Source organism: Microbacterium sp. SZ1 (assembly GCF_002362255.1).
Classification (GTDB): Bacteria; Actinomycetota; Actinomycetes; order Actinomycetales; family Microbacteriaceae; genus Microbacterium.
Map to the genome: position 1 here is coordinate 1 of NZ_LPVV01000022.1, position 919 is coordinate 919.

Annotated in this window: 1 protein-coding gene; it reads left to right on the plus strand. The window is 68.4% G+C overall.

Annotated features, from left to right (window positions below):
* A partial coding sequence (locus AUC47_RS16745; RefSeq protein WP_179297577.1) for an Ig-like domain-containing protein occupies positions 1–919 on the plus strand: 919 nt, incomplete at both ends.

Sequence of the window (919 nt, forward strand, 5' to 3'; positions counted from 1 at the left end):
GACGCCGTCGGCGGCGCCGCCTGGATGGCGAACGAGTCGCTGCAGCGCGTCGACAACTGGAACGACCTCACCCCGCCCGAGGGAGAGACGCAGGACGAGGACAACACCACGGAGGAGACGGTCGAGACGACCCTCCCCGACCGCAAGGAGGAGAACACGCCTCCGGTCGCGGAAGACGACGACTTCGGCGTCCGCCCCGGTGCCACCACCCTGCTGCCGGTACTCGACAACGACAACGACCCCGATGGGGACGTGCTCGTCGCAACGCTCGCCGAAGCACAGCCGTCGCTCGGCAACGTTCAACCCGTGCAGAACGGCGGGTCGCTCCAGATCGCGGTCGATGAAGAGGCGACGGGTTCGACGACCTTCGTCTACGAGGCGAACGACGGCCGCAACGGAAAGGACACCGCGAACGTCACGCTCACGGTGCACCCCTGGGACCAGAACGCCGCCCCGACCCCGAAGCGCAAGACGTCGCTGGTCGTCGAGTCAGGGGGAACGGTGTCGTACAACATCCTCCCCGACTTCATCGACCCCGACGGCGACGACATCTACCTCAAGGGCGTCGAACCGGCTCCCGGCGACGAGGTCGACTTCACCACCGACGGCCAGATCACCTACAAGGCCACCGCGAGCCTGCAGGGTCGCAAGGAGGTGCAGGTCACGGTCGCCGACGGATTCGGCGAGACCTACGTCGGCACGATCTCGCTCGACGTGCGACCCGAAGGCTCCACCGACCCGAAGACGAACGCCGACCACGTCGTCACCCGCGTCGGCGAGCAGGTCGCCGTCGCCCCGCTCGCGAACGACACGAGCTCCGGACGAGAGCCGCTGCGGCTCGGCCGCGTCGACGAGTCGCCGGGCGCGACGATCCTGCCCGACTACCCCAACAAGACCTTCACCTTCTCCGCCGAGGCCC